Source organism: Kribbella sp. NPDC058693 (assembly GCF_042715335.1).
GTDB classification, from domain to species: Bacteria; Actinomycetota; Actinomycetes; order Propionibacteriales; family Kribbellaceae; genus Kribbella; species Kribbella jiaozuonensis.
In genome coordinates, this window is sequence record NZ_JBHXSQ010000002.1 from 1,606,874 (window position 1) to 1,625,990 (window position 19,117).

The 19,117-nt window shown below is 69.6% G+C and carries 18 protein-coding genes; 7 read left to right on the forward strand and 11 right to left on the reverse strand.

Features of this window, described 5'->3' with window-relative positions; genetic code table 11:
• Window positions 1–3: 3 nt before the first annotated feature.
• The 3 genes from ACFWUU_RS17290 to ACFWUU_RS17300 are packed head-to-tail and all read right to left on the reverse strand — an operon-like array spanning window position 4 to window position 8,146.
• Window positions 4–4,884 carry a hypothetical protein gene (locus ACFWUU_RS17290; protein ID WP_380176698.1) on the reverse strand — a complete coding sequence of 1,627 codons (4,881 nt, stop codon included), beginning with the start codon at window positions 4,882–4,884 and terminating at the stop codon, window positions 4–6.
• A gap of 35 nt (window positions 4,885–4,919) precedes the next feature.
• Window positions 4,920–6,122: a class I SAM-dependent RNA methyltransferase gene (locus ACFWUU_RS17295; RefSeq protein ID WP_380176700.1), complete on the reverse strand. Its 1,203-nt coding sequence runs from the start codon at window positions 6,120–6,122 to the stop codon at window positions 4,920–4,922.
• On the reverse strand, window positions 6,119–8,146 hold the full coding sequence (locus ACFWUU_RS17300) for an APC family permease (RefSeq protein ID WP_137254819.1): 2,028 nt from the start codon (window positions 8,144–8,146) through the stop codon (window positions 6,119–6,121). Before ACFWUU_RS17300 ends, ACFWUU_RS17295 begins: the two co-directional genes overlap by 4 nt.
• 96 nt (window positions 8,147–8,242) lie before the next feature.
• Between ACFWUU_RS17300 and ACFWUU_RS17305 the strand changes: the two genes are divergently transcribed.
• Both ACFWUU_RS17305 and ACFWUU_RS17310 read left to right on the forward strand, forming a co-directional pair.
• Entirely contained in the window at window positions 8,243–8,905 is a 663-nt protein-coding gene (locus ACFWUU_RS17305) for a potassium channel family protein (protein ID WP_380176702.1), read from the forward strand.
• Entirely contained in the window at window positions 8,905–9,579 is a 675-nt protein-coding gene (locus ACFWUU_RS17310; protein ID WP_130450480.1) for a TrkA family potassium uptake protein, read from the forward strand. The genes ACFWUU_RS17305 and ACFWUU_RS17310 overlap by 1 nt, the downstream gene beginning before the upstream one ends.
• Window positions 9,580–9,681: 102 nt before the next feature.
• Here ACFWUU_RS17310 and ACFWUU_RS17315 read toward each other — a convergent pair whose 3' ends face one another.
• The 4 genes from ACFWUU_RS17315 to dut form a co-directional block, all read right to left on the reverse strand.
• Window positions 9,682–10,464, reverse strand: coding sequence for a DUF3159 domain-containing protein (locus tag ACFWUU_RS17315; protein WP_380176704.1), 783 nt, complete (start codon window positions 10,462–10,464; stop codon window positions 9,682–9,684).
• Window positions 10,457–10,846, reverse strand: a complete 390-nt coding sequence (locus ACFWUU_RS17320) for an OB-fold nucleic acid binding domain-containing protein (RefSeq protein WP_137254816.1) — start codon at window positions 10,844–10,846, stop codon at window positions 10,457–10,459. The genes ACFWUU_RS17315 and ACFWUU_RS17320 overlap by 8 nt, the downstream gene beginning before the upstream one ends.
• Window positions 10,847–10,865: 19 nt before the next feature.
• Entirely contained in the window at window positions 10,866–11,519 is a 654-nt protein-coding gene (locus ACFWUU_RS17325; RefSeq protein WP_137254815.1) for a DUF3710 domain-containing protein, read from the reverse strand.
• 89 nt (window positions 11,520–11,608) lie between these two features.
• Entirely contained in the window at window positions 11,609–12,061 is a 453-nt protein-coding gene (gene dut / locus ACFWUU_RS17330) for a dUTP diphosphatase (RefSeq protein ID WP_380176706.1), read from the reverse strand.
• A 52-nt stretch (window positions 12,062–12,113) separates the two neighbouring features.
• On the opposite strand from dut, the gene ACFWUU_RS17335 reads away from it, so the two are divergent.
• On the forward strand, window positions 12,114–12,569 hold the full coding sequence (locus tag ACFWUU_RS17335) for a DUF3093 domain-containing protein (RefSeq protein WP_233714747.1): 456 nt from the start codon (window positions 12,114–12,116) through the stop codon (window positions 12,567–12,569).
• A 30-nt stretch (window positions 12,570–12,599) separates the two neighbouring features.
• The gene (locus ACFWUU_RS17340) at window positions 12,600–12,929 is read left to right on the forward strand and encodes a DUF4235 domain-containing protein (protein ID WP_380176708.1); all 330 of its coding nucleotides are present in this window, start codon (window positions 12,600–12,602) and stop codon (window positions 12,927–12,929) included.
• A gap of 92 nt (window positions 12,930–13,021) precedes the next feature.
• On the opposite strand, the gene ACFWUU_RS17345 is transcribed toward ACFWUU_RS17340, so the two are convergent.
• From ACFWUU_RS17345 to ACFWUU_RS17355, 3 genes are all read right to left on the reverse strand, one after another.
• Entirely contained in the window at window positions 13,022–13,321 is a 300-nt protein-coding gene (locus ACFWUU_RS17345) for a DUF4193 domain-containing protein (protein WP_130379292.1), read from the reverse strand.
• 295 nt (window positions 13,322–13,616) lie between these two features.
• Window positions 13,617–14,423, reverse strand: a complete 807-nt coding sequence (locus ACFWUU_RS17350; RefSeq protein ID WP_380176710.1) for an inositol monophosphatase family protein — start codon at window positions 14,421–14,423, stop codon at window positions 13,617–13,619.
• Window positions 14,420–15,490: a ferrochelatase gene (locus tag ACFWUU_RS17355; protein ID WP_380176711.1), complete on the reverse strand. Its 1,071-nt coding sequence runs from the start codon at window positions 15,488–15,490 to the stop codon at window positions 14,420–14,422. The genes ACFWUU_RS17350 and ACFWUU_RS17355 overlap by 4 nt, the downstream gene beginning before the upstream one ends.
• Before the next feature lie 72 nt (window positions 15,491–15,562).
• Between ACFWUU_RS17355 and ACFWUU_RS17360 the strand changes: the two genes are divergently transcribed.
• Window positions 15,563–16,738, forward strand: a complete 1,176-nt coding sequence (locus ACFWUU_RS17360) for an MFS transporter (RefSeq protein ID WP_233714746.1) — start codon at window positions 15,563–15,565, stop codon at window positions 16,736–16,738.
• Between the two features lie 40 nt (window positions 16,739–16,778).
• Window positions 16,779–17,495 carry a MerR family transcriptional regulator gene (locus ACFWUU_RS17365; RefSeq protein WP_380176713.1) on the forward strand — a complete coding sequence of 239 codons (717 nt, stop codon included), beginning with the start codon at window positions 16,779–16,781 and terminating at the stop codon, window positions 17,493–17,495.
• Here ACFWUU_RS17365 and ACFWUU_RS17370 read toward each other — a convergent pair.
• On the reverse strand, window positions 17,478–18,083 hold the full coding sequence (locus ACFWUU_RS17370; protein WP_380176715.1) for a trimeric intracellular cation channel family protein: 606 nt from the start codon (window positions 18,081–18,083) through the stop codon (window positions 17,478–17,480). The genes ACFWUU_RS17365 and ACFWUU_RS17370 overlap by 18 nt on opposite strands.
• Before the next feature lie 56 nt (window positions 18,084–18,139).
• Here ACFWUU_RS17370 and ACFWUU_RS17375 point away from each other — a divergent pair, with 56 nt between their 5' ends.
• Window positions 18,140–19,117, forward strand: coding sequence for a phosphotransferase family protein (locus ACFWUU_RS17375; protein WP_380176717.1), 978 nt, complete (start codon window positions 18,140–18,142; stop codon window positions 19,115–19,117).

The following is a 19,117-nucleotide window of genomic DNA, read 5'->3' on the forward strand; positions in this document are numbered from 1 at the left end:
ACGCTATCTTGCGCTGGTGTACAGCTTCTCCAGGTACGACGGCTGCCATTCCGGGCCGCGGCTGTACAGGCGGCGTACCAGCCCGTTGACGTCGAGACGCGGCTCGATCGGGTTGTCCCACCAGTCGGGCACCTGGTCGTACCACCGGTCGATCCGCAGCGTACGGCCGGCGGCGTCGATCCGGGCGAACAGCCAACCGCCCTGCTCACTCCGCTGCTCGGTCAGCCACAGGTCGCCGAGCAGCCCGCTGAGCTTGTCGGCGGCGTACTCCGGGTCGTCCACCTCGGGCGGCTCGAGATCGAACCGGTACGACGGCGCGGCCGGGTCGAGCACCTGCACCTGAATCGTGAACCCCGAAGGCACGATCGCGGTCCGAGCCCGGCACCAGGCCCGCAACGCCAACACCGCCTCCGACTCCTCCGGCCGAGGCCGAGGCCGCTCCGCCTCCGCCCGCATAGCCTCCTCAATAGACCCCGGCGCCACCGCAACCCGAGGCCCATCACCCCCCACCAACCCCAACCCAGGAATAGACATCCGCGCCACGACCGCGGCAGCATCCGCCTCTTGCTGGCCCTCTACCTCATCCAGGTCAACCCGCCCGGCACCGTTCGCGCCTCCGGAGCCGTTCAGTCCACCGGCACCGTCGCCGTTCGCTCCACCGGGACTGTTCGCTCCACCGGCGCCGTTCGCTCCACCGGCGCCGTTCAGTCCACCTGACCAAGCAGCCGCCGCCGCGTCGTGCTCCCCGTGGAGCGTCTCTTCCCAATCCCCACCATCGGCCCACGCCGGGTCGCCCGGCGCCGCATTCGACCGAACCACGCCGTTCGCCTGGTCGGCACCGTTCGCGCCGTGTACGCGGTCCGCGCCGTTCGCGCCGTACGGGCGATCCGCACCACCGTCGCCGTGCGCGCGGTCCGCGCCGTTCGCGCCGTACGCCCGACCTGCACCGCCGTCGCCGTGTGCGCGGTCCGCGCCGTGCACGTGGTCTGCGCCGTTCGCGCCGTACGGGTGGTCCGCACCGCCGTCGCCGTGCGTGCGGTCCGCGCCGTTCGTGTGCTCGTCTGCCTGACCCCACTCGGCACGCCCACCCGACCAAGCGGCCGCACCAGCCTCGTTCGCCGCAGGCAGCTCGTCGAACCCGACGGCCTGCATCTCCCCCGTCGGCGCGTCATCATCAACAACCGGCACAACCCCGGTCGGCCAGTCATCCTCCGGGTCCGCGTACTCCGCGGCCCACGGCTGCGGACCCTCCGGCGCCGGACGACTCTCCGGCTCCGGACGCGCCTCGTGTTCCGGCCGGTCCTCCGGGTAGGGCTCGGGTTCGGGCCGGCTCTCCGGGTACGGCTCGTGTTCCGGCCTGTCCTCCGGGTTCGGGTACGGCTCGGGTTCAGGCTCCGGTTGCGGCTGAGGTTCTGGTTCCGGCAACGGCTCAGGCGCAGGTTCAGGCTCCGGCTCGGGGAAGGGTTCTGGCTGCGGCTCCGGGTCAGGCTGCGGCTCCGGATCCGGGAACGGCTCCGGCAGCGGCTCCGGCCCAGGGAACGGATCCGGATTGGGCGTCGGCTCCGGACCTGGGAACGGCTCGGGACGCGGCCCCGGGCCGGGGTACGGCTCGGGATGCGGTGTGGGACCTGGAGTCGGCTCGGGGCTGGGCTCCGGATACGGCCCAGGACCGGGTCCTGGGTACGGCGCCGGCTCCGGGTGCGGCGGATTCGGCTCGGGCCACGGCGCGGGCCGCGGTTCCGGCTGCGGCCAGGGCTCCGGTCGAGGCTGCGGCTGCGGCCACGGCTGAGGATCAACCTGACCTTTAGCCTCAGCCCACCGAGCATCAGCAGCCTCATCCACCCGCGACTCGGCCCGCGCACCATCCACCTGGGACTCGGCACCCGTCTCGCCCATTCGGTGCTCGGCGCCTGTGTCGCCCGCTCGGGACTCGACACCCGCGTCGCCCGCTCGGGACTCGATGCCCCTGTCGCCCATTCGGGACTCGGTGCCGGACTCCGCCGCGCTGGACTGACCGTCGGCTTCGGCCTCTCGGCTCCGGATGTCGCGGGGTGCCCCAGGCCGCCCGTAGATCTCGTCCTCGTCGTCATCCACCCGCACCGCGTCGTATCCCACACTCGGCCGATCAAGCGCAGATCCACCGCGCGCCTGCTCGTCCTGGGTTTGTGCGGGCTCGTCGTCGGCTTGTGCACGCTCGTGTGAGTCTGCGGATGCGGGACGTACGTCGGGCGCCTGTGCAGCCGGCGCCTCCTCGACGACTGCGGGGATCTCAGCTGTCTGGTCCTCGGCGTCGAGGTCGGCGGACAGCTCCTCCGGAGAAGGCCCACCAGCAGCACGCTCGGCAGCAGCACGCTCAGCCGCGGCAGGATCAGCTGGATTGCGGCCCGCCGGGTGGGCCTGCGATGCCTGGGGCGCGCTCGCGTCGACCGGGTTGCCGGTGGTTGCTTCGTACGTCGGGCCCGGGGTCGGCGTCTCGTCGTACGCCGGGGCCGGGGTCGGGCTCTCGTCGTATGCCGGGGCCGGGGGCTCGTCGTACGTCGGCGCCTGGGTGGGTGTGGGTGTCTCGTAAGTCGGCGCCGGGGCGGGGGTCTCGTCGTACGGCGTGGGGTGGTTGGTGTGCTGAGTGGTCGACCGCTCGTCAGTTGAGTAGCTGCCTGCCGGGTGCTGCTCCGCGTGCTGCGGCTGCTGGGGCTCGGTGGGTGTTACCGGGGCGAACGGCGATGGGCCCGTGAAGGAGGCGAGATCTTCTTCCTCCTCCTCGGCTGCGGGAGGTGTGTCGAGGACGGCGGCGATCTCGGCCGTGGGGGCGTCGTCGTCCTCGAGATCCGCGGATGACGGCCCGCTGGTCGCAGGCGTCGGCGCGAAGGGCGAGTCGGCTGGGGCGGTGTCTGGGTGTGGGGCCGGGGCGAACGGGGAGTTCGCGGGAGTGTCCGCAGCCGGGGGCGCAGGCGTCTGTTGGGCGGCGGACTGGCCGGCGGCACCGGGTTGCGAGAGCCGGAGAGGCTGCGCAGGCGCTCCGAAGTGGGCGGTGGCGCCGGGCGGGGCGGTCCCGCCGGGCTGGGTGGGTTGATCTGCGTGGGCACGGGGGTGAGCAGACTGCGCGGGGTACGCGGCACCACCCGAGTTGGCGCCGCGGCGAGCGGACGTGCCGGGGTGTGGGGGCTGCTCGGGGTGAGCGCCGGGTTGGCCTGGCTGCTGACCGGTGGGGCTGGGGTGCATGCCGGGTTGGCCCGGCTGAGGTGCTGTGGGGCCGGGGTGGGCTGGCTGACCTGCTGCGGGGTGGCCTGGCTGGGGAGTGGCGGGGGTGGGCTGGCCTGGGGTGGGGTGGGCGGTGGTGCGGTGGGTGGGTGGGTTTTCTACCCATTCGCCGTTGATCCAGGCGGGGCCGGTCCAGGCGGGGTTGTTTTCGGCGGTGTCGTCGGCGAAGGGGTTGTATTCGCTGGTGGGTTCCTGGTTGGACCAGGAGGGTTGTTCGGCGGTTTCCCAGTCCTGCTCGTCGGCGGACGGGGCTGCGGCGGCGGGAGCGTCGGCGAAGAGGCTGTTGTAGAAGTCGTCGCCTTCGTACTGGCCGCCGCCTACGCGTGGGGGCTCGGCCGACGGGAGGATCGGGTTGTACGTCGGGGTCGGCAGGCCGGGGCTCTGTACGTCGTGAGGCAGGTACGTGCCGGGGCCGGGGCCCGCGGGAGGTTGGTGCGGCTCGGGCTCGACGGCGGGCGTGGAGCCGGTGTCGTGTTTGCGGCGACGGAGCCAGCCCTGTTTCTTCCCCGTCACCCCGTAGTCCTCGCGCCCACCGGCCTCGTGAGCCGCGGCTCCGCGCGCCGCAGCCTCGTGCTCGCGGGGCTCGTCGGCGGCGGCTCCGTACGCCGAAGCCCCACGCCCGCCAGCCTCGTGCCCGCCGGGCTCATGCGCGGCAGATCCGTAGGCCGAAGCCCCACGCCCGCCGGGCTCGCGGGCGACAGCTCCGTACGCCGATGCCTCGTGTTCGCCAGGCTCGTGGGTGGCTCCGTATGCCGGATGAGCCGCTGACCCTCGGCCCGCCGGGGAGTTGGCGGCGGAAGGGTCGTAGGGCGGGTCGTCGATGGGTTGGCCGGTGAAGGGGCTGATGCCGGGTGGGACGACGTACGACTCCTCGTCCTCGGGTGGGGACGAGGACGGCCGGCTGTCAGGGCTTCCGATCACGATGTCTTCAACGACCGACACCTCGGCTGTGTCAGGGTCGTCGGGGAAACTTGCCGGTACTGCAAAGTTTCGGGTGAAGTCCTCCGCCGCCGCGACGCCCGCGGCGATCTCGGGCTGCAGCGGCGATCGCGGGTCGATCCGGAAGTGTGAGAAGAACGCCGCCAGCGCCTCGCCAGTGATCCCCGACGCCTGCGCGGTGCGGATCAGCTCCACGCCGTACGGGCGCAGTTCGTCCAACCCGCCGAGGTAGTCGGCCCACTCCGCGACCCACTCGATCATCTCGTCGGCCGCGTCCTCGTCCGACGTGATCCAGCCGCCGATCGGCTGGAACCCGTCGTCGACCGGCTGCCACGGATCACCTGGGTACGACGCGCGCGCCCACGTCCCGTTGAACGCGCCGTACACGAACCCGAGCTCGCCCGACGCCTGCCGCTGCCGTACCTCCGGCTGACCGATCCAGTCCGGCGACCCGGCCAGCAGATCGGCGCCAGCAGTCGCGCTGTGCTGCGTGTGGAAGCCCCAGAGCACCACGCGCCCGTCACCGATCCGGGCCAGCCGCAGGACGGACGCAGTCTCGTCCTGGTGGTGGTAGCCGTCGGCGTCGGCGTACCACCGACGGTCGAAGCCCGTGGCATGGGCGACCGCTGCGAGTGCGGTCCAGCGGGCCCGCAACTCCTCAGGGTCGTCCAGGTCAACGAGCGGCATCAGGTCTCCAGCGCATTGGAATCCAGGCCCAGACGCTACCCGAGGGTTCCCCCGGTCACCAGTTCACTGTCCACAGGCTCCAGGATCGCCACGCACTCGATGTGGTGCGTCATGCCGAACAGATCGAAAGCCCGCAGCGACGCGATCCCGTACCCGAGCCGCCCGAACGTCTTCAGGTCCCGCGCCAGCGCCGCCGGGTCACACGCGACGTACGCCACCCGCCGCGGCCCGAGGGCGGCAACCCGCCGTACGACGTCCTTGCCGGCCCCCGTTCGCGGTGGATCGAGTACGACGAGGTCCACGTGCTCCAGCCCCTGGCCGGCCGCTGCGTTCAGCACCCGGTCGACGTCGCCGTTCTCCAGCGTCACGTCCTCCAGGTCGCGCAGATTCCGCCGGGCGTTCCGGACCGCGTCCTTGTCCCCCTCGACCGCCAGCACCGCACAACCGGCCTCCGCCAGGAACGCAGCGAAAAGCCCCACACCGGAGTACAGGTCGAGCGCGGTCTCCCCCGCAACAGGCTCCAGTCCGCTCAGTACGGCGTCCAGCAGCATCTCCGGCGCGGCAGGGTGCACCTGCCAGAACCCACCGGCCTCCACCAGGAACCGCCGCTCCCGGACCACCTCGACCAGGCGCTCACCAGGGTCCTGGTCGGTCTGTACGGCGGTCTTGCCCTCCGACGACACCACGGCCTGCACAGACGACACGCCGGGCCACCGCGATGACAGCACGTCCGGCGTCCCCGGGTGCGCGATCAGGCACCGGTCGATCGGCACCAGGTCGTGCGAGCGGTGCGCGTACATGCCAGGGCGCTCATCCACGACGGCGTACCGCATCCGCGTCCGCCAGCCGAGGCCGTCGTCGCCCGGCGACTCCATCACGATGGTCCGCTCGATCCCGCCGATCCGCCGGAGCGTATCCGACACCACGGTCGCCTTCAGCCGCCGCTGCTCGACGATGTTGGCGTGCTGGAAGTCACAGCCGCCGCAGAGCCCCGGACCGGCGTACGGGCACGGCGGCTCGATCCGCTGCGGGGACGGCGTCAGTACGGAGACCGCGTCCGCCCGCAGGTACTTCGCGGTCTGCTCCGTGATCCGGGCGTGCACCAGCTCCCCCGGCAGCGCGTGCCGGACGAACACCACCTGTCCCTCGTGCCGAGCGACACAGTGTCCCCCGTGGGCGACTGGTCCTACCTCCAGCTCGACTACTGCCCCAACCAGACTGTTGTTCTCGTCTGTCACCGATCTCCTGACGCCTTGCGGGCACCGCGCCGTACCTGGCCGGCTACCCGTTCCACCCGGTCCTGCCGCTCCTCGGCCCCCTGCGACGAGAGCAACTGATAAGGAACCGACGTAACCATGACACCAGGTGTGAACAAGAGCCGCCCCTTGAGCCGCAGTGCGCTCTGGTTGTGGAGGATGTGTTCCCACCAGTGACCGACGACGTACTCCGGGATGTAGACCATCACCACGTCCCGCGGCGACTGCCGCCGGATGTCGCGGACGTACTGCAGGATCGGCCGGGTGATTTCGCGGTACGGCGAGGCGAGCCGCTTCAGCGGGATCGGGATCCCGCGCGCCTCCCACTCGGCCTGCAGCTCGTCCGCCTCGTCCCGGTCGACGTCGACGGTGATCGCCTCGAGCGTCGACGGCCGGGCCGCCTTGGCGAACGCCAGCGCCCGCAGCGTCGGCCGGTGCAGCTTCGAGACCAGCACGATCGAGTGCACCCGCGACGGCAGCATCAGCGGCTCGTCGCCTTCGGCCGTCATCTGCTTGCGGACCGTCTCGTAGTGCCGGTGGATGCCCTTCATCAGCAGGAACAGCCCGGCCATGGCGAGGATCGCGATGTACGCGCCGTGGGTGAACTTGGTCAGCAGCACGATGATCAGCACGACCCCGGTCATCGTCAGACCGATCGCGTTGATCACCCGGGACCGCATCATCTGTCGCCGTTTGCCCGCGTCGGTCTCGGTCTTCAGATGCCGGGTCCAGTGCCGGATCATGCCGAACTGGCTGAGCGTGAAACTGACGAACACACCGACGATGTACAGCTGGATCAGCTTGGTGACCTGGGCGTCGAACGCGATGATCAGCCCGGCCGCGCAGAGCGCCAGCAGGATGATTCCGTTGCTGTAGGCAAGCCGGTCGCCGCGGGTGTGCAGCTGACGGGGAAGGTACCCGTCCCGGGCCAGGATCGAGCCGAGCACCGGGAATCCGTTGAACGCGGTGTTCGCGGCCAGCACCAGGATCAGCATCGTCGCGCCGATCACGACGTAGAAGGCCGGCTGGAAGTTCGAGAACACCGAGTCGCCGATCTGGCCGATCACGGTCTTCTGGGTGTAGCCGTCGCCCACCGGCTGCCCGTTCTGGTACAGCTGCGTCGCGGGGTCCTCGGCGTACCGGAGTTTGATCTTGCTGGCCAGGAACAGGATGCTCATCAGCATCGTCACCGCGATCGTGCCGAGCAGCAGCAGCGTGGTCGCCGCGTTCTTGCTCTTCGGCTTGCGGAACGCCGGTACGCCGTTGCTGATCGCCTCGACACCGGTCAGCGCCGCACACCCGGACGAGAACGCCCGTGCCAGCAGGAAGACCGCGGCCAGTCCGGTGAAGACCTCGTGGCCGGATTCGGCATGTACTTCGAAGTTCGCGCTCTCCGCCAGCGGCAGGTTGCCGGCGCTGAGCCGGATCAGGCCCCAGATCGCCATCCCGATGATCGAGAACATGAAGATGTACGTCGGGACCGCGAACACCGCGCCGGATTCACGGACGCCGCGCAGGTTCATCGCGGTCAGCAGCAGGACCAATCCGACCGCCAGTGGTACCTCGTGGCCCTCCAGGAACGGCAGCGCCGACTTCGCGTTCTGTACGCCGGACGAGATCGACACGGCCACGGTCAGCACGTAGTCGACCATCAGCGCGCTGGCCACGGTCAGCCCCGCCGTCGGGCCGATGTTGACCGTCGCGACCTCGTAGTCACCGCCACCCGACGGGTACGCGTGCACGTTCTGCCGGTACGACGCGACCACGACGAGCATCACGAACGCGACCAGCAGACCGATCTTCCACGAGTAGCTGTACGCCGCCAGTCCGGCGATCGACAGCGTCAGGAAGACCTCGTCGGGGGCGTACGCGACCGACGACAGCGCGTCGCTCGCAAACACCGGGAGGGCGATGCGCTTCGGCAACAGGGTCTCACCCAGTTGCGTGCTGCGCAGTTTGCGACCGAGCAGCAGCCGTTTGCCGAGGTCACCTAGAGCGGGAGTCACACCGGTGATGTTAGAGGGCCCCCAGTTCCGGTGTAGCGTCTATCCCTGCCGAACCGAGCCAGCGGGCCCCAGGTGGGGGCAAGGAGTGATCACTCAGTGCACGTCGTCATCATGGGCTGCGGCCGCGTCGGGTCGATGCTCGCGCGTGGCCTGGAGAGACGCGGCCACACGGTCGCGATCATCGATCAGACCGCCGACGCCTTCCGGCGGCTCAGCCCGAACTTCACCGGCCGGACCATCGTCGGGATGGGCTTCGACCGCGAGGTGCTGATCGAGGCCGGGATCGAGGACGCCGAGGCGTTCGCGGCGGTCTCCAACGGCGACAACTCGAACATCCTGGCCGCCCGGGTGGCGCGCGAGACCTTCGGCATCTCCAACGTGGTGGCCCGGATCTACGACCCCGGACGCGCCGAGGTGTACCAGCGGCTCGGCATCCCCACGGTCGGTACGGTCCGCTGGACGGTCGACCAGATGATGCGCCGGCTGCTGCCCGAGGGGTCCGAGCCGGAGTGGCGGGACCCGTCGGGCACGATCCGGCTGGCCGAAGTACACGTGCACTCGGGGTGGATCGGCCGGCTCGCGTTCGACATCGAGGCGGCCACCGGTGCGAGGGTCGCGTTCCTGACCCGGCTCGGCGAGGGGATGCTGCCCCGGCCCGACACGGTCATCCAGGAGGGTGACCTGGTCCACGTCGTGATGCCGGAGCGGGACGCCGCAGCGATCGAGTCCCAGCTCGGCGCGAAGCCTGAGGAGCTGTGATGCGGGTAGCCATCGCCGGTGCCGGGAACGTCGGTCGTTCGATCGCCGCCGAGCTGCTGGAGAACGGCCACGAGGTACTGCTGATCGACAAGGACCCGCGGGCGATCAAGGCGGAGTCGGTACCGCGTGCGGAGTGGCTGCTGGCCGACGCGTGCGAGCTGTCGTCGCTGGAGGAGGCGGCACTGCAGCGCTGCCAGGTGGCGATCGCGAGCACCGGTGACGACAAGGTCAACCTGGTGGTCTCGCTGCTCGCGAAGACGGAGTTCGGCGTACCGCGAACCGTTGCCCGGGTCAACCATCCGCGCAACGAGTGGATGTTCAACGAGGCGTGGGGCGTGGACGTCTCGGTGTCGACGCCGCGGATCATGTCCGCCCTGGTCGAGGAGGCGGTGTCGGTCGGCGACCTCGTCCGCCTGTTCACCTTCCGCCAGGGCGACGCGAACCTGGTCGAGCTCACCCTCCCCGAAGACTCCCCCATGATCGGCCAACGCGTCGGCGACATCGACTGGCCGCTGGACACCGCCCTGGTAGTAATCCTCCGCGAGGGCCGAGTACTACGCCCCGACCCGGAAGGCACGCTAGAGCTGAACGACGAACTCCTCTTCGTAGCAGCCGACGAAACCGAAGAGCAACTGGAGGACATGCTGTCCCCCCACCACCGCAAGTCGGAGTAGCACCCGAAGCACAGAAAGGCCCAGCCGGTCTGCACGTCACCGGCTGGGCCTTCTGCTTTCCCGTCAGGAACCGGGGGGACCCGCGGAGCAGGCGGGGGCGTATTACTTCTTGTTGCCCTTGAGTAGGTGCGTGATGTGGTCGCGGGCTTCGTCCCATTTTTCTGGGGGGAGGGAGCCGCGGAGTACGGCGTAGGCGAGCCAGATCGCCAGTGCGTAGAACGGTAGGCCGAGCCCGATCTTTGCGATGCCGAGCGCGTTCAGAGACCCGGTGAAGTAGAGCGGGACCTGGACGATCAGACGGATCGCGAACAGTCCGACGAAGACCAGCGTTGCCCGGGAGAAGCCCTTGAGCATCGCGGGGTCGCGGCGCCAGGCGGTGCCGGTCTGGGTGATCACGCCGTACAGGACGCCGAACAGCGGCCAGCGGACCAGCACGGTGATCAAGTACAGCGCGCCGTAACCGAGGTTGGTCAGCAGACCCGGGACATAGAAGTCCTTCGCATTGCCGGTCCGGTTAGCGACCCACGCCGAGATCAACACCCCGATGAAGCCGCCGATGATGTTGCGCAACTGCTGCCGCCGGACCAACCGCACGACCGCGATCACGGCAGCAATACCCACCGCGATGATCAGCGACAGCTGCAGCTTGTGATCAGTGACCGCATAAGCGACCAGGAACGCGATCCAAGGCAGCCCGATGTCGAGCAGCGCACCCCAGCCACCGAGCGCCTGGAAGAAGTCCTTGTCCGTGGACCGGGCCGGCTTCGCGGGCTCGTCGGACGCAGGCTCAGTGGCGGCGGCTTCGAGCTCGGGCTTCAGGATCTCCACCAGCTTCTCGTTGAGGTCCTCGTCGAGCTGGTCGCGGCGCGACGTCGGCTCAGCCATGAGCTGCCGAGGGTCGCAGCTCGTAGCGCGGGTTGAACATCACCCGGTCGCCGTCGACGACGCCGATCCGGCCGGACGCGATCAGCTCCGATCCGGCGTGGATGCCACCGATCTTGCGTCGGCCGAGCCAGATCAGCTTGACCGTGCCGGTGCCGTCGTACAACTCACCCTCCAGTGCTGGTACGCCGCCGCGCGGGCTGAACGTGATCGTGCGCAACGTGCCGTACAGCGTGACGAGTTCCCGGTCGTGACAGCCGGTGATGGAACGCGCGCCACAGTCCTGCGCGAAGTCCTGAAGGACTTCCGCGTCCTGCTGATCGCGGTCACCGGCCAGGCCGCGGAAGGCACGCTTCCACAACCCCGCGGGTTTGCTGCTACCCATGACGTCGAGTGTAGTCCGCTCAGGCTTGTTCGGTCGGCGTCGGCTGGGCGCCCGGCGGAAGCCGCAACGGCAGCGACTCGCGCACGGCCATCGGCTCGTCACCGCGGACCACGACCGTGTTGCGCAGCGTCTCCTCCATCGGCAGCGCGGCATCCGGCTCGACGGCGGCGCGACCCAGCACAGTGGCGCGGAGCAGCCAGCGCGGACCGTCCACACCGATGACGCGGGAGGTCTGGCTGAAGATCTGTCCCTCGGGGTCCTCGACCGGTACGACGAGCACCAGCTCGGTGCCGAACTGGCCGTCGTGCTCGGTCGCCGTACCGCCCATCCGGGTGGCCTCGGCGGCGATCTCCTGCCGGACCTCGTCCCAGATGCCGCTCGACCGCGGCGCCGCGAAGGCACGCAGCTCGAGCGCCGAGTCCTCGAGCATCAGCAGAACCGCCTGGACCACGCCGCTCTGCTCGTCGACCTGAAGGCCCAGCTCCATCCCGGGCAGGCCGTTGACCACCAGCGCGCCCAGGTCGATCCGGTCCTCCGCTTCCAGCACGTCGGCGTCGACCTCGGTCGAGTCGAACGGACCCTCGGAGCGGACGTCCACCGGACCGGAGTCTTCGGCCCCTGCGTCGGTGTCGTTCGTCTCGGGATCGTTCTTGCCCTTGCGGCGGAAGATCACAGCTCTTTGCCTACTTCCTCGGTATCTGGTCCAAGCCCTACTACAGCGCCGTAGTCTCGCGCATCCGTCAGGTCAACGGATGCACCTGCTCAGCGTGTCACATCGCCGAAGCCGCCGGTCGACCCGTGCCCCTGGTCACCGCGCGCGGAACCGGGCAGCGAGGTCACCTCGACGAACCGCGCCTTCTCCACCTGCTGGATGACGAGCTGGGCGATCCGGTCGCCCCGGCGTACGGTCACCTCGGTGTTCGGGTCGAGGTTGATCAGGCAGACCTTGATCTCGCCGCGGTACCCGGCGTCGACGGTGCCGGGCGCGTTGACGATCGAGACGCCGTGCTTGGCCGCGAGCCCGGAGCGCGGATGGACGAACGCGGCGTACCCGTCCTGCAGGGCGATCGCGATGCCGGTGCCGACCAGGCCGCGCTCCCCCGGCTTCAGGGTCAGGTCGGCCGCTGCCACCAGGTCCGCGCCGGCGTCGCCGGGATGCGCGTACGACGGGAGCGGGAGTTCGGGGTCGATGCGCTGGATGAGTACCTCGGTCACGAGAGGCGACCCTATCGAGCGCGCCGGGACGGGTTCGTGCCAGGCTGGGTCCGTGGGTAGCTATCGCGAGAGTCTGCGCGTGCCGGTGTCGTGGTGGATCATCGCCGTCGCCGCCGTGATCACGCTGTTCGTCATCACCGCGGTGCCGGCCGGGCTGATCGCCGGTTCGATCGTCGGCGGGCTCGCGGCGGTGCTGCTGGTGGCGTTGTTCGTCCGGTACGGCGGGGCGCGGGTCGAGGTCGACGACGTACGGTTCCGGGCCGGGCGGGCCGAGATCGACCGGTCGTACCTGGGCACGGTCGAGGCGCTGACCGGCGAGGACGCGCGGCAGGCGTTCGGGCGCGACTGCGACCCGAAGGCCTATCTGGTACTGCGTAGTTACCTGCCGGGCGCCGTACGGGTGCAGATCACCGACCCGGGCGACCCCGCGCCGTACTGGCTGGTCGCCACGCGGCACCCGGATCGGTTGGCTGCGGCGCTGAGCGGGCACAGCGTGGGAAGATCCTGACTGTCAGCAGTCGCGTTAGGAGTGTGTGCAGTGGTCGGAGCGAAGATCGGCTGGAAGCTGGTGCAGGCCGCCTTCACGATCGTGGTCGGACTGGCCGCGAGCAAAGCGGTCACCACGGCCTGGAAGCTCGGGTCCGGCGGGAAGCCGCCGAAGGACGGCCAGGGCGAGTACGTCGAGGTCATGACCTGGGCTGCCGCCAGCGCTGCTGCGGCCGCGGCGGCGAAGCTGTTCGCCGAGCGGCGGGCGGCGGCGTACTACCTGCGGTCGACCGGGCACGCCCCGCCCGGCTACGTGCAGGACGCTCGGGCACGGCTGGTGCGCGGTACCGACACCGGCCTGGTGAAGAAGAAAGACGACTGACCGGGGTCGGCCCTGGTCAGACAACACAGCGGGACCGTTCCCAGGGTCTGGGAGCGGTCCCGCTGTAGTTGTTACGAAGAAGGGCGCTGGTGTCAGGCTGCGCAGTCGCGGCAGATCAGCTGCCCGTTCTTCGTCTCGGCGAGCTGGCTGCGGTGGTGAACCAGGAAGCAGCTCGAACAGGTGAATTCGTCGGCCTGGCGCGGGAGGACCCGGACCGCCAGCTCCTCGTGACTCAGGTCCGCGCCGGGCAGCTCGAAGCTCTCCGCGGCCTCGGCCTCGTCCTCGTCGACCTTGCCGGAGTTCTTGTCGTGACGGCGAGTCTTGAGCTCCTCGATCGACTCTTCGGAAGCGTCCTCGTCCGTCTTGCGCGGGGCGTCGTAATCAGTCGCCATGGTGTTTCCCTGCCCTCTTCGTACCCGTGGTGTTGCCTGCTGAGCCCTTGAACGGGTAGAGCGGCCGAGAAATTCCGCGTCGGCGCACCGCGCTGAATCTTCGTCCCCCGAAACCCTTGACAGCCAGGCCGGGATCGGCAATCACCTCTCCCGAGGACGGGATTGTGCCCTATAAAGCGCCGCAATGCACGACTGGGTCCATGCTGTGGCCCGCGTGTCGCCACAAATGTCAGGAGCGAACATCAAAATGCTCATTAGTGCGCGATACTGCGCAGAAACGAGCACTCTCTGACGTCTACGCGCGCAATGGGTCCGCGGCGGCCAGCAGGTCGTGGATCGGCGCGAACAACGCCGGACTCGCCGCGATCGACATCTCCGGCGACACCGGCGCACCGTTCAGCCCGCCGACCGTCGCCCCGGCCTCGGCCGCGATCAGCGCACCCGCACCGTAGTCCCACGGATTCAGACCGCGTTCGAACACCGCGTCCAGCCGGCCGCAGGCGACGTAGCAGAGGTCGATCGCGCCGACCCCGATCCGGCGGATGTCGCGGACCTTGGTGATCACGTGCTGGATCACCTCGGCCTGCACCTGCCGCCGCGCCGGGTCGTACCCGAAGCCGGTCCCGACCAGCGCCTGGCTCAGCTCGGTCGCGCCCGACACCCGAATCGCCTTGCCGTCCGCGAACGCGCCGCCGCCCTTGGTCGCGGTGAACACCTCACCCTTCGGCGCGTCCACCACCACGCCGGCGACCGTCTCCCCGTCGCACTCGACCGCGATCGAGACGGCGTACGTCGGGATGTCGTACAGATAGTTGACCGTGCCGTCGATCGGGTCGACCACCCAGCGCACCCCGCTGGTGCCGACCACGTCGTCGCCCTCCTCGCCGAGGAACGAGTCGTCCGGCCGGGCCTGCAGGACCCGGGCCCGGATCAGCTCCTCGGACTCGCGGTCGACCGCGGTGACCACGTCGGTGACGGTGCTCTTGGTGTCGGCGACCGTGATCGTGCCGCGGCGGCGTTCGACGATCAGCCCGGCCGCCTCCTCCGCCACCTCCACGGCGAGCTTGAGCAGATCCTGCGGGCTTACCGAGGACGAGGTCATACAGCTTCCTTCTGAGGAGTGGGTCGGCGAAGCGGTGGGCAGCAGTCGTGACGGCAGTCGTCCCAGCCCGGGCCGAGCTTGCCGACGCAGGGCCGGGCCGGCTGCTCGCCGCGCTCGGCCGCGGCCCGTTCGACGACCAGGTCGCGGAGCATCGTGACGAACTTCGGGTCGGTCCCCGGGGTCGCGGCCCGGGCCATCGGCAGGCCGAGCTTCTCGGCCGTCTTCGCGGCCTCGGTGTCGAGGTCGTAGATGACCTCCATGTGGTCACTCACGAACCCGATCGGCACCACGGCCACCCCGGGCACGCCCTCGGCGGCCAGCACCTCCAGGTGGTCGTTGACGTCCGGCTCGAGCCACGGCACCTGCGGCGGCCCGGAGCGGGAGCAGTAGACGAGGTCGGTACGCCGTACCTGGCCTGTCCGGCGCTCCAACTCGGCCGTGATCTCGGCGGCGACGTCCTGGTGCCAGTCGACGTACCCGTTGCCGTCGGGACCGCTGGTCGCGTTCATCGCGGTCGGGATCGAGTGCGTCACGTACGCGATCGCACTGCCTTCGGGCAGCTGGCTCAGCGCGTCGGCGGTCGACTCGACGAACGAGCCGACGAAGCCGGGGTGGTTCGCGTAGTGCCGGAGCTTGTCGATCCGCGGCGCGTCCGAGACCTCCCGGGCGGCGTCCTCGAGGTTCTCGCGGTACTGACGGCAGCCGGAGTACGACGGGTAGGCGGACGTGACGATCACCACGGCACGGCGTACGCCGTCGGCCGCCATCTCGCGCATGGTGTCGGTCAGGTACGGGGCCCAGTTGCGGTTGCCCCAGTAGATCGGGAGGTCCAGGCCGATCTCGTCGAACGACTCGCGCAGTGCCTTCAGCAGCTCGCGGTTCTGGTCGTTGATCGGGCTCTTGCCGCCGAACGCGTAATAGTGCTCCCCGACCTCCTTCAGCCGCTCGTCCGGGATGCCCCGGCCGCGGGTCACGTTCTGGAGGAACGGCAGGACATCTTCAGGCTTCTCGGGGCCTCCGAAGGACAGCAGCAGGACAGCGTCGTACGGGGGTGCAGCTGGCGACATATTCCAAGCTTCTCAGACGGCCGGAGGTTAAGGTGTTGCCGGTCTCTCATGCTCAAGCCTTACGTTCATCTCATGCGCCGTCCCGGTGCCGGCGCCTTCTTCGCCGCCGGGATCCTCGGGCGTATGCCGATCTCGATGATCGGGCTCGGAATCGTGATCCTGATCGCGCGCGAGAGCGGCTCGTACGGCTTGGCCGGCGCCGTCTCCGGCGTCGCGGTCATCGCCGGTGCGTTGACCGGACCGGTGCAAGGCCGGCTGGTCGACCGGTTCGGGCAGCGGAGGCTGCTGCTGATCGGTTCGGTGCTCTGCACGATCGCGCTGGGCGGTCTGCTCGTCGCAGTACGTGCCGGCTCGGCGACCTGGGTTCTGTACGCGTTGTCGTTCGTTGCCGGTGGCACCCGTCCGCAGGTCGGCTCGTTCGTCCGGGCGCGCTGGACCCACCTGCTCGGACGGGGACGAGCACTGCAGACCGCATTCGCGCTGGAGGCGGTGGGCGACGAGGTGGTGTTCATCGTCGGCCCGGTCCTGGTCACGACGCTGGCGACGCAGTGGAGTCCGTACGCCGCTCTGACGGCCGCCGGGGTACTGGGACTGGCCGGTGGCATCTGGTTGGCGCTGCTGCGCGCCTCCGACCCACCCGGACGTGGCAAGTCAAACGGGGCCGAGCAGGCACCCATGCCGTGGCTGTCGATCACTCTGCTGAGCCTGATCGGTCTGGGGCTCGGTGCAACGCTCGGTGGCGCTGAGGTCATCACGGTGGCGTTCACGACCGAGAAGGGGCAGGCGGGCCTGTCTGGCGTCGTACTGGCCGTCTGGGCGTTCGGAAGCCTGCTGGCCGGGCTCTGGTACGGCTCGGTCCACTGGCGTGCTCCGGTGGAGCGGCGGCTGCTGATCGGCACGATCGCGCTCGCTGTCACGCTGGCGCCACTCCCCTGGGTCAACAGCGTGCTGATGCTCGGTGTGGTGCTCTTCTGCTGCGGTATGACGATCGCGCCGACGATGGTCGCGGTCACCGCCTGCGTCGAGGAGTGGGTGCCGCCAGAGCGGCTGACCGAGGCGATCACGTGGACCGTCACCGGCATCCTGCTCGGCGTGGCGCCGGGCAACGCGGCCGCCGGACACGCTGTCGACGTGTGGGGTCCGTCGAACGCCTATTGGGTCCCGTTCGGCGTGGGCATCGCGTGTGCGATCGTCGCCGCCGTCTCGATCACCTTTGCGCGGCCGAAAGAGCGGTTCGCCCACAACTAGGCTTGTATCTCCGGTTACGGGAGATGTGAGGGTGTTGGGCATGGACCACTCGATCGGTGCGGTGGCGCGGCTTGCCGGCGTGTCGGTGAAGACCGTGCGGTACTACTCCGACCTCGGGCTGCTGACGTCACGCCGTACGACGGCCGGTCATCGGCGGTACGAGGCGACCGCGGTCGCGCGGCTGGAGCTCATCCGTACGCTGCGTGCTCTGGGACTCGATCTGGAGACCGTGCGGGCTGTGCTGGAGCGGGAGCGGACGCTGGCCGACGTACTCGCGGCGCATGCCGACGCACTCGCCGTACAGATCCGGACGCTGCAGGCGCAGCACGCCGTCGTATCGGTGGTCGCTCATCGTCACTCGACTCCTGAGGAGCTCACCGACATGACTGCCCAGTTCGAACAAGCACGCCAGACGCTGATCGCCGACTTCCTCACCAGCACACTTGGCGACGACCCCGCTCTCGCCGCGGCTCGTCAGAACCTCACGCCGGTGCTCGCTCCAGATGCCCAGCCCGAGCAGATCGAGGCGTGGCTCGAGTTGGCCGCGCTCGCCTCGTCAGAAGACTTCCGTGCCGCGGTACGGCGCCTCACGGCCGGCTACCAGGTCCTTGCCGGGGACAACCCGCTGCGAGCGGATCCGGAACTGCGCGCACGGCTGATCGACCTGCGTCGTACGGCTGATCCGCGGTGGCATCGGTACGTCGAACTGGTTGCCGTGGTCAACGGATGGGCGCCGCCGTCACGGGTTGCGGGGTAGCGGCGCGTTCCAGCCGCGACGGATCGCGATCAGGCGGATCGTGAAGCAGGTCGCCGCGGCGGCGATCGGGACCCAGAGCGCGTGGTACTCCAGCGCCGACGCGATGACCACGATGCCGGCGCCGAGGAGGGCCGGGGTGGCGTAGATCTCGGAGCGGAGTACGACGGGGACGCGGCCGCTGAGGACATCCCGGAGTACGCCGCCGCCGATGCCGGAGAGCGTGCCCAGCAGCGCGGCCGAGATCGGCGACAGGCCGAACTCGATCGCCTTCAACGCTCCGGTCACGCAGAACAGCGCGAGGCCGGCCGCGTCGAAGATGTTCACCAGCCGTTCGACGCGGCCGATGCCGGGGTGCAGGAAGAACGTCAGCAGGCCGGCCGCGATCGGGACGACCAGGTAGCGCCAGTCCCGGAGGGCAGCCGGCGGGATCTGGCCGATCAGCACGTCCCGGATGAACCCGCCGCCGAGCCCGGTCACGAGCGCCAGCACCTGGATCCCGAACACGTCCAGCTTCTTCCGTACGCCGACCAACGCCCCGGTGATCCCGAAAACGAAGATCCCGACCAGGTCGAGCACTTGCAGCACCATGCGCCAGACGCTAAACCACGAGCGCTGTGGCTCCGTCGCATCTATCGTTCGTGGACATGAGCCGCGCCCCGGACGTCGACTACTCCGCCACGTCGCTGCGCCCTGCCTGGGACTCGTTGCCGGCGGATCTCCACGAGTCCCTGGCCGTTGCCCTAGGCACCGAGATCGCCGAAGTCGCGGCGCCGGTCAGCTCCGGCTTCACCGGCGGGTTCGCCGCACGAGCTCAGCTGGCCGACGGCCACCAAGTCTTCATCAAGGCCGCACCCGACAGCACCCACGCCTACGGCGCCTACCAACGCGAGGCCGAGGTCGTCCCCCAACTCCCGAAAACCGTCCGAGCCCCCGCCATCCTCACCACCGCCCACGCCACCACCCAGGCCGGTGACTGGTTCGCGGTTGTCTCCGAGTGGGTCGACGGACGGATGCCCGGGACGCCCTGGACTGCCGACGACTTCGGGCTGGTGACTGCCGCTTGCGAGGCGATGGCCGACGCATTGCGACCGAGTCCGTTGAGCGGCCTGACGTCCTTCGGGGAGCTGGTCGGAACGGACGTCGCCGTGCCCGCGCAGATTCTGGCGGATGAGCTGGAGATGCCGATCGGGTTCCAGCCGTGGTTGCCGCGGGTGCTGCCGGAGCTGGCCGAGTTGGCGGCGGCCGGACCTGAGATCCTCGTCGGCGACACCGCGATGCACTCCGATCTGCGACCTGACAACCTGCTGATCGACTCGCACGGCACCTGCTGGACAGTCGACTGGAACTGGCTCACGCTCGGGCCGCGGTGGGTGGACTGGGCGGGTCTGCTGCCGATCGCGCAACACCAAGGCATCGACACCTTCGCAGCGATCAAGCGCAGCCCCCTGACCACCGACGTACCAGACGAACACCTCGACGCCTTCATGGCGGTCATCGCCGCCTACATGCTGAAGAACACCGACGCCCCACCACCACCTGGATGTACGCCGGCCTTGCGGCAGCACCAGCGCTTCTACGCCTGGACCTACCTCGACTGGCTCGCCGTACGCCGGGGCTGGTGA